7 protein-coding genes are annotated in these 7,698 nt (G+C 71.3%); 5 read left to right on the top strand and 2 right to left on the bottom strand.

The annotated features are described in order from the left end of the window. On the bottom strand, nt 1-1,240 hold a 1,240-nt coding region (locus VF468_24015; GenBank protein HEX5881353.1), incomplete at its 3' end, for a histidine kinase dimerization/phospho-acceptor domain-containing protein. Then, nucleotides 1,237-1,917, bottom strand: a complete 681-nt coding sequence (locus VF468_24010) for a response regulator transcription factor (protein ID HEX5881352.1) — start codon at nt 1,915-1,917, stop codon at nt 1,237-1,239. The genes VF468_24010 and VF468_24015, both read right to left, overlap by 4 nt. A 205-nt stretch (nt 1,918-2,122) precedes the next feature. Here VF468_24010 and VF468_24005 point away from each other — a divergent pair, with 205 nt between their 5' ends. The 5 genes from VF468_24005 to VF468_23985 all read left to right on the top strand — a co-directional run. Beyond that, nucleotides 2,123-3,742, top strand: a complete 1,620-nt coding sequence (locus VF468_24005) for an ABC transporter substrate-binding protein (protein ID HEX5881351.1) — start codon at nt 2,123-2,125, stop codon at nt 3,740-3,742. A 115-nt stretch (nt 3,743-3,857) separates the two neighbouring features. Beyond that, nucleotides 3,858-4,781, top strand: a complete 924-nt coding sequence (locus VF468_24000) for an ABC transporter permease (protein ID HEX5881350.1) — start codon at nt 3,858-3,860, stop codon at nt 4,779-4,781. Next, nucleotides 4,774-5,679, top strand: a complete 906-nt coding sequence (locus VF468_23995) for an ABC transporter permease (GenBank protein HEX5881349.1) — start codon at nt 4,774-4,776, stop codon at nt 5,677-5,679. Before VF468_24000 ends, VF468_23995 begins: the two co-directional genes overlap by 8 nt. Before the next feature lie 5 nt (nt 5,680-5,684). Continuing rightward, nucleotides 5,685-6,713 carry an ABC transporter ATP-binding protein gene (locus tag VF468_23990; protein ID HEX5881348.1) on the top strand — a complete coding sequence of 343 codons (1,029 nt, stop codon included), beginning with the start codon at nt 5,685-5,687 and terminating at the stop codon, nt 6,711-6,713. Beyond that, nucleotides 6,703-7,698, top strand: a 996-nt coding sequence (locus VF468_23985) for a dipeptide ABC transporter ATP-binding protein (protein ID HEX5881347.1), incomplete at its 3' end; no start/stop codon positions are given. The genes VF468_23990 and VF468_23985, both read left to right, overlap by 11 nt.

The raw sequence follows: 7,698 nt of genomic DNA, 5'->3' as shown, positions 1-7,698 counted from the left end.
CCTCGGGGATGCCGGGGCCGGCGTCGTCGACCAGGATCCGGACATGGTCGCCGACCCGCTCCAGCCCCACCCCGGCCAGGCCGCCGCCGTGGCGCTCGGCGTTGTCGACCAGGTTGGCCACCACCCGGACCAGGCGCCGCTTGTCGGCCTGGACGACCAGGCCGGCGACCTGATCGCCGACGGCCACCTCCGGTGGGGGGCCGTCCGCGGTGGCGGCCCCGGCGGGCCGGGCTGCCCGCACCGCCTGGCGCACCAGCTCCTCCGGCTGGACCTCCTCGAGGGCCAGCTCGGCCACGCCGGCGTCCATGCGGGAGATCTCCAGCAGGTCCAGGACCATCCGCTGGAACCGTTCGACCTCGACCCGGAGCAGGTCGACGCTCTCGGCGGCCGAGGCGGGCAGCTCGGCCCGGCGGGCGTGGAGCAGCTCGACCGCGGTGGTGAGGGTGGTGAGGGGGGACCGCAGCTCGTGGCTGACGTCGGAGGCGAAGTGGGCGTCGCGCTCGATTCGCTGCTCCAGCGCGTCCACCATGTCGTTGAAGGCGACCGAGAGCACGCGCAGGTCCGGGTCCGGGTTGGGCTCGAGGCGGGTGTCGAGGCGGCCGTGGCTGATCGAACGGGCGGCCCGGCCGGCGTCGGCCAGGGGCCGCAGGGCCTGGCCGCTGACCCAGCGGCCGAGGGCGACGCCGAGCAGGACGGTCACCACCGTCCCGGCGGCCAGGGACCCGGTGAGCACGCGCAGGGTGCGGTCCAGCTCGGCCAGGGAGAAGACCTCGTAGTAGGTGGCCCCGACGGCCGGCAGGGGCACGCCGACGGCCAAGCGCGGGCTCCCGCCCAGCCGGAAGCGCTGGCGGGCCGCCGTCCCGGCCCCGACCCGCCCGCGCAGCGCCTCCGGGAGGTCGTTGGGGCCGACCTCCACCGGGTTGCTGGCGAACCGCTCGCCGCCGCGCTCCAGCAGCGACTCGGAGGTGGCCGGCGTCTCCAGGTCGTCGAGCAGCGCGGGCACGTCGGGGTCGGCGGCCCGAAGCCCGGATTGGAGGAAGCGGGCGTTGACGAACGCCTGCCGCAGGGCGGAGGCCTCTCGCTGGCGGATCAGGTAGGTGCTGCTCAGGGTGTAGGTGAGCAGGGACAGCAGCAGTGCCAGGCCGAGGGCGCCGAGCGCGAACGCCGCCGTCACCCGGGTCCGCAGGCCGAGCCGCGGGCCGGCACCCTTGCGCCCGGCGGCGGGCTCGGCCCTGGTCATGGCACCAGCTTGTACCCCATCCCGCGGACCGTGACGATGTGGCGGGGCTCGGCCGGGTCGTCCTCGATCTTGGTCCGCAGCCGCCGGACATGCACGTCGACCAGCCGCCCGTCGCCGAAATAGTCGTAGCCCCAGACCCGCTCCAGCAGCTCCTCGCGGCGCAGCACCTTATTCGGGTTGGCGGCCAGCTCGCACAGCAGCTCGAACTCGGTCCTGGTCAGGTGGACCTCCTCGCCGGCCCGGCGGGTGACCCCCTCGTCGGGCCGCACCTCGATCTGGCCGAAGGCGAGCCGCGGCGGCGTCGCCGGCTCGCTGCGGACCCGGCGCATGAGGGCACGGATGCGGGCCGACAGCTCCTTGGGCACGAACGGCTTGGTGAGGTAGTCGTCGGCGCCCGCCTCCAGGCCGGCGACCACGTCGTGGCTGTCGGCCCGCGCGGTCACCATGATGATCGGCACGTCGCTGGTGCGGCGCAGCGACCGGCAGACCTCGAAACCGTCGATGCCGGGCAGCATCAGGTCGATCAGGACCACGTCGACCGGCTGGTCGGCGAAGACGCGCACGCCCTCCTCGCCGCTGGCGGCCTCCTCGACCTTGTGGCCCTCGTGCTCCAGGGCCATCCGCATGGCGGTGCGGATGCGCTCGTCGTCCTCGATCAGCAGGACCCGCGTCCTCATGCTGGCCTCCGTCGGGCGGTGCGGGCGCTCCTCGCCGTACCCGTTACCCCGGCAACGATAGGCCAACCCGGGGGCGGACGCCGTCCCGTGGCGATCCCGTGTCGGTTCGGAGACCGTCCGCTTACGACGTCGCTGCCCCCGCCCGGCCCCGGCTACTCCTCTCGTCAGGAATCCCTCCAGGAATCCCGTGATGGAGGTGGGATGCGTGAGGAAGCTTCGACGAGCACGGCTGGCCGCCCTGCTGGCGGTCCTGAGCCTATTGGCGGCCGCCTGCGGGTCCGGCGACGGCGAGACCGGCGCCGACGCCGGCGCCGAGGGCGGCCGCTTCTCGGTCTACATCTGCGAGCCCGAGCACCTGGTCCCCCAGAACACCAACGAGACCTGCGGCGCCGAGGTCCTCAACGCCCTGTTCACCCCGCTGGTCGAGTACGACCCGGAGACCGCCGCCCAGACCTTCGAGGGGGCGATGGGCGAGTCGATCACCTCCGACGACCAGACGGTCTGGACCATCAAGCTCAAGAGCGGCTGGACCTTCCACAACGGCGAGCCCGTGACCGCCCAGTCGTACGTGGACGCCTGGAACGCCGGCGCCTACGGCCCCAACGCCTACGGCAACGCCTACTTCTTCCAGAACATCCAGGGCTACCAGGACCTCCAGGCCGACAAGGGCGAGCGGCCCAAGGCCAAGGCGATGAGCGGCCTCAAGGTGATCGACGACACCACCTTCGAGGTCACCCTCAACGGCCCCTTCAGCCAGTTCCCCCTGACCCTTGGCTACACCGCCTTCTACCCCCTGCCCAAGGCCTACGCCGAGGACCCCGAGGCCTTCGAGGAGGCCCCGATCGGCAACGGCCCCTTCATGATGGACGGCACCTGGCAGCACGACCGCTCGGTCAACGTCAAGCGCTACGAGAACTACGTCGGCGACCGGGCCAAGGCCGACGCCATCGAGTTCCGCATCTACTCCAACATCAACACCGCCTACAACGACCTGCTGGCCGGCAACCTCGACATCATGGACAACCTGCCGCCCGAGCGGCTGACCGACGCCCGCCAGGCCTTCGGCGACCGCTTCATCGAGCGCGACAGCTCGGCCTTCACCTACATCGGCTTCCCGCTGTACGACGAGCGCTTCCAGGACCCGAACCTGCGCAAGGCGTTCTCGATGGCCATCGACCGCCAGGCGATCATCGACGCCATCTTCAACGGCGCCTACACCCCGGCCGACTCGGTGGTCTCCCCGGTGGTCCGCGGGGCCCGCGAGAACCCCTGCGGCGAGGCCTGCACGCACAACCCGCAGCGGGCCAAGGAGCTGCTGGCCCAGGCCGGCGGCTGGGAGGGCCCGCTGACGCTGTGGTTCAACAGCGGCGCCGGCCACGACCAGTGGATGAACGCGGTCTCCAACCAGCTGCGCCAGAACCTCGGCATCTCCGACATCAAGTTCCAGAGCCTGCAGTTCGCCCAGTACCTCGAGAAGCTGGACGACGAGGACGTCACCGGCCCGTTCCGGCTCGGCTGGGTGATGGACTACCCGAGCCCGCAGAACTACCTCCAGCCGATCTACTCGACCGACGGGTCCTCCAACAACTTCGGCTACGCCAACGACCGGGTCGACCAGCTGATCGAGCAGGGCAACGCGGCCGGCGGGGTCGAGGAGGGCATCGCCTTCTACCAGCAGGCCGAGGACCAGATCCTCCAGGACATGCCCAACATCCCCATGTGGTTCGAGCAGGTCCAGGGCGCCCACAGCCAGAACGTGCAGAACGTGGTCATCGACGCCTTCGAACGCATCCGGACCGCGGACGTGACCGTGACCGCGACCTGATCGGCGCGGGTGGGCGTGGTCGGGCCCCCCGCCGCCACGCCCACCCAACCGCCTGGGGCGGCAGCCGCTTCCCCGTGACCTGCCGCCCCAGGCACCAATCCCAGGAGCAGCATCGATGGGCCGCTACCTCATCCGCCGGACCCTGCAGATCATCCCGGTGTTCGTCGGGACCACCTTCATCATCTTCGCCCTGGTGTTCGCCATCCCCGGCGACCCGATCCGCGCCCTGGCCGGCGAGCGGCCCCTCGCCGAGTCCACCTACCAGGAGCTGCGGGACCGCTACAACCTCGACGACCCGCTGCTCGTCCAGTACGGCAAGTACATGGGCGGCCTGGTCCAGGGCGACTTCGGCAGCGACTTCCGCGGCCGCGAGGTCACCGACATCATGGCCGAGCGGTTCCCGGTGACCGTCCGGCTGACCCTATTCGCGTTCGCCTTCGAGCTGGTGCTGGGTCTACTGGCGGGGGTGCTGGCCGGGCTGCGGCGCGGGTCCTTCGTCGACAACCTGGTGCTGGTCACCACCGTGGCCGTGGTCTCCATCCCGGTGTTCGTGCTCGGCTTCACCGCCCAGATCCTGTTCGGGGTCAAGCTCGGCTGGCTCCCCATCGCCGGGCTCTACCAGGGCTGGACCAGCTACCTGCTGCCCGGCATGGTGCTGGGCGCGCTGTCGCTGGCCTACGTGGCCCGGCTGACCCGGACCAGCCTGGTCGAGAACCTCCGGGCCGACTACGTCCGCACGGCCACCGCCAAGGGGATGCCCCGCTCCCGGGTGGTCGGCCGCCACGCGCTGCGCAACTCCCTCATCCCGGTGGTCACCTTCCTCGGTGTCGACCTGGGGGCCCTCATGGGCGGGGCCATCGTCACCGAGGGCATCTTCAACATCCCCGGCGTCGGCCAGCAGGTCTTCCTGTCCATCCAGCAGCAGGAGAGCACCGTGGTCGTCGGCATCGTGACCGCCCTAGTGCTGGTCTTCATCCTCGCCAACCTGCTGGTGGACGTGCTATATGCCGTCCTCGACCCGAGGATCCGCTATGACTGACACCGACGTCGCCGCGGCCGAGACCGAACGCGGCGAGGCCGAGCCCTCCGGCCGCCAGGCCAGCCTCTGGGCCGACGCCTGGCGGGAGCTGCGCCGCAACCCGCTGTTCCTGGTCGCCTCGGCGCTGATCCTGCTCTTCGGGGCCATGGCCGTCGCCCCCCAGCTGTTCACCGGCGCCGACCCGCGCAACTGTGACCTGTCGCGGTCGCTGGAGCGGCCTAGCGCCGAGCATTGGTTCGGCTTCGACCTCCAGGGCTGCGACTACTACGCCCTGGTGGTGTATGGCGCCCGGGTCTCGATCACCGTCGGGCTGCTGGTCACCCTCGGCGCCGTCGCCGTCGCCGTGGTGCTGGGGTCGATCGCCGGCTACTACGGCGGGGCGCTCGACACCGTGATCGCCCGGGTCACCGACATCTGGTTCGGCCTGCCCTACATCCTGGCCGCGATCGTCATCCTCAGCGTCATCGGCACCCGCGGCCTGCTCCAGGTGACCCTGGTGCTGCTGGTGGTCGGCTGGCCGACCATGCTGCGACTGATGCGCTCCTCGGTGCTGTCGGCCAAGGAGAGCGACTACGTGCAGGCGGCCAGGGCCCTGGGGGCGAGCGGGCCGCGGGTGCTGCGCCGCCACATCCTGCCCAACGCCATCGCCCCGGTGATCGTGTACGCCACCATCTTCATCGGCATCATGATCGCCGCCGAGGCGACCCTGTCGTTCGTCGGGGTCGGCCTGGAGCTGCCGGCCATCTCCTGGGGCCTGATGATCTCGGTCGCCCAGACCCGGGTGCTGAACGCCCCCCACCTGCTGCTGTTCCCCGGGCTGTTCCTCAGCGCCACGGTATTCAGCTTCATCCTGCTCGGCGACGCCCTGCGCGACGCTCTCGACCCCAAGCTGCGGTGAGGCCAATGACCCAGACCGACGACGTCACCTACCGGCCGGACTTCGGCGGCGGCGACCACCTGCTGGAGGTGGAGGACCTGGCGGTCGAGTTCCGCACCCGCCACGGGGTGGTCAAGGCCGTCAACGGCATCAGCTTCCACCTCGACCAGGGCGAGACCCTGGCCATCCTGGGCGAGTCGGGGTCGGGCAAGAGCGTCAGCGCCCAGGCGATCATGGGGATCATCGACAGCCCGCCCGGGTTCATCACCGGCGGCGCGGTCCGCTTCCACGGCGACGACCTGCTCAGGCTGAGCGAGGAGGACCGGCGCCGGGTCCGCGGCGAGCGGCTGGCCATGGTCTTCCAGGACGCCCTGACCGCCCTCAACCCGGTGTTCTCGGTCGGCTTCCAGATCGGCGAGATGTACCGGGTCCACCGCGGCGCCTCCAGGGCCGAGGCCCGGCGCCGGGCGGTCGAGCTGCTGGACCGGGTGCGGATCCCGTCGGCCGCCGACCGGGTCGGCGACTACCCCCACCAGTTCTCGGGCGGCATGCGCCTGCGGGTGATGATCGCCATGGCCCTGGCCCTCGACCCGGACGTGCTGATCGCCGACGAGCCGACCACCGCCCTCGACGTCACCGTCCAGGCCCAGATCATGGAGCTGCTGGCCGACCTCCAGGCCGAGACCGGCATGGGCCTCATCCTCATCACCCACGACCTGGGGGTGGTCGCCGACGTCGCCGACCGGGTTGCCGTCATGTACGCCGGCAAGATCGTCGAGACCGGCCCGATCGGCGACCTCTACGCCCGCCCCGCCCACCCCTACACCGAGGGGCTGATGGGCTCCATCCCCCGGGTCAACCAGAAGGGCCAGGACCTCACCCCGATCGGTGGGGCGCCGCCGAACCTGCTGCGCATCCCCAGCGGCTGCCCGTTCCACCCGCGCTGCCGCTACCGGCAGGAGGTCTGCACCGCCGAGGAGCCGCCGCTGTACGAGGTCGAGGGCCGGCGGCGCAGCGCCTGCCACTTCTACCAGGAGGTGCTCGATGGCCGCTGAGCCGCCGCTGCTGGAGGTCGACAACCTGGTCAAGCACTTCCCGATCACCACCGGGATCGTGTTCCAGCGCAAGGTCGGGTCGGTGCAGGCGGTCGACGGGGTCAGCTTCACCCTGCGCCGCGGCGAGACCCTGGGGCTGGTCGGGGAGTCCGGCTGCGGCAAGTCGACCGTGGCCAAGCTGCTGCTGCGCCTGGAGAAGGCCACCGCCGGCCAGGCCCGCTACAAAGGCGAGGACATCTTCGCCATGTCGCCGCGGCGCCTGCGGCGGCTGCGCCGCGACATCCAGATCGTGCTCCAGGACCCGTACGCGTCGCTGAACCCCCGCATGACCGTCGGCGACATCGTCGGCGAGCCGTTCGACATCCACCCCGACGCCGCCCCCAAGGGCGAGCGCCGGGCCGCCGTCCAGGAACTGCTGGAAGTGGTCGGCCTCGACCCCGACCACCTCAACCGCTACCCCCACCAGTTCTCCGGCGGCCAGCGCCAGCGCATCGGCATCGCCCGCGCCCTGGCCCTGCGGCCGGAGCTCATCGTCTGCGACGAGCCGGTGTCGGCCCTGGACGTGTCGGTCCAGGCCCAGGTGGTCAACCTGCTGGAGCAGCTCCAGCGCGACTTCGGGCTGGCGTATCTGTTCATCGCCCACGACCTGTCGGTGGTCCGCCACATCTCGGACCGGGTAGCCGTCATGTACCTGGGCAAGATCGTCGAGGAGGGCGACCAGCAGGAGCTGTACGAGCGGCCCGCCCACCCCTACACCCAGGCCCTGCTCTCCGCCGTCCCGGTGCCGGATCCGCGGCTGAAGGGCCGGCGTGACCACATCGTGCTGCAGGGCGACGTGCCCAGCCCCGCCAACCCGCCCTCGGGCTGCCGGTTCCGGACCCGGTGCTGGAAGGCCGAGGAGATCTGCGCGACCACCGAGCCACCACTGGTGGAGAAGGCGCCGGGGCAACGGGTCGCGTGCCACTTCGCCGAGGAGGAGGCGCGG

The organism is Actinomycetota bacterium, assembly GCA_036280995.1.
Taxonomy (GTDB): Bacteria; Actinomycetota; CALGFH01; order CALGFH01; family CALGFH01; genus CALGFH01.
Note: the sequence above shows the minus strand (reverse complement) of the source record. Positions and strands in the feature narration are given on the sequence as shown.

Excerpts from the sequence above, each read along its gene's own strand:
- VF468_23990 (HEX5881348.1), top strand. The coding sequence starts at position 5,685 with ATGACCCAGACCGACGACGTCACCTACCGGCCGGACTTCGGCGGCGGC.
- VF468_24010 (HEX5881352.1), bottom strand. The coding sequence starts at position 1,917 with ATGAGGACGCGGGTCCTGCTGATCGAGGACGACGAGCGCATCCGCACC.
- VF468_24000 (HEX5881350.1), top strand. The coding sequence starts at position 3,858 with ATGGGCCGCTACCTCATCCGCCGGACCCTGCAGATCATCCCGGTGTTC.
- VF468_23995 (HEX5881349.1), top strand. The coding sequence starts at position 4,774 with ATGACTGACACCGACGTCGCCGCGGCCGAGACCGAACGCGGCGAGGCC.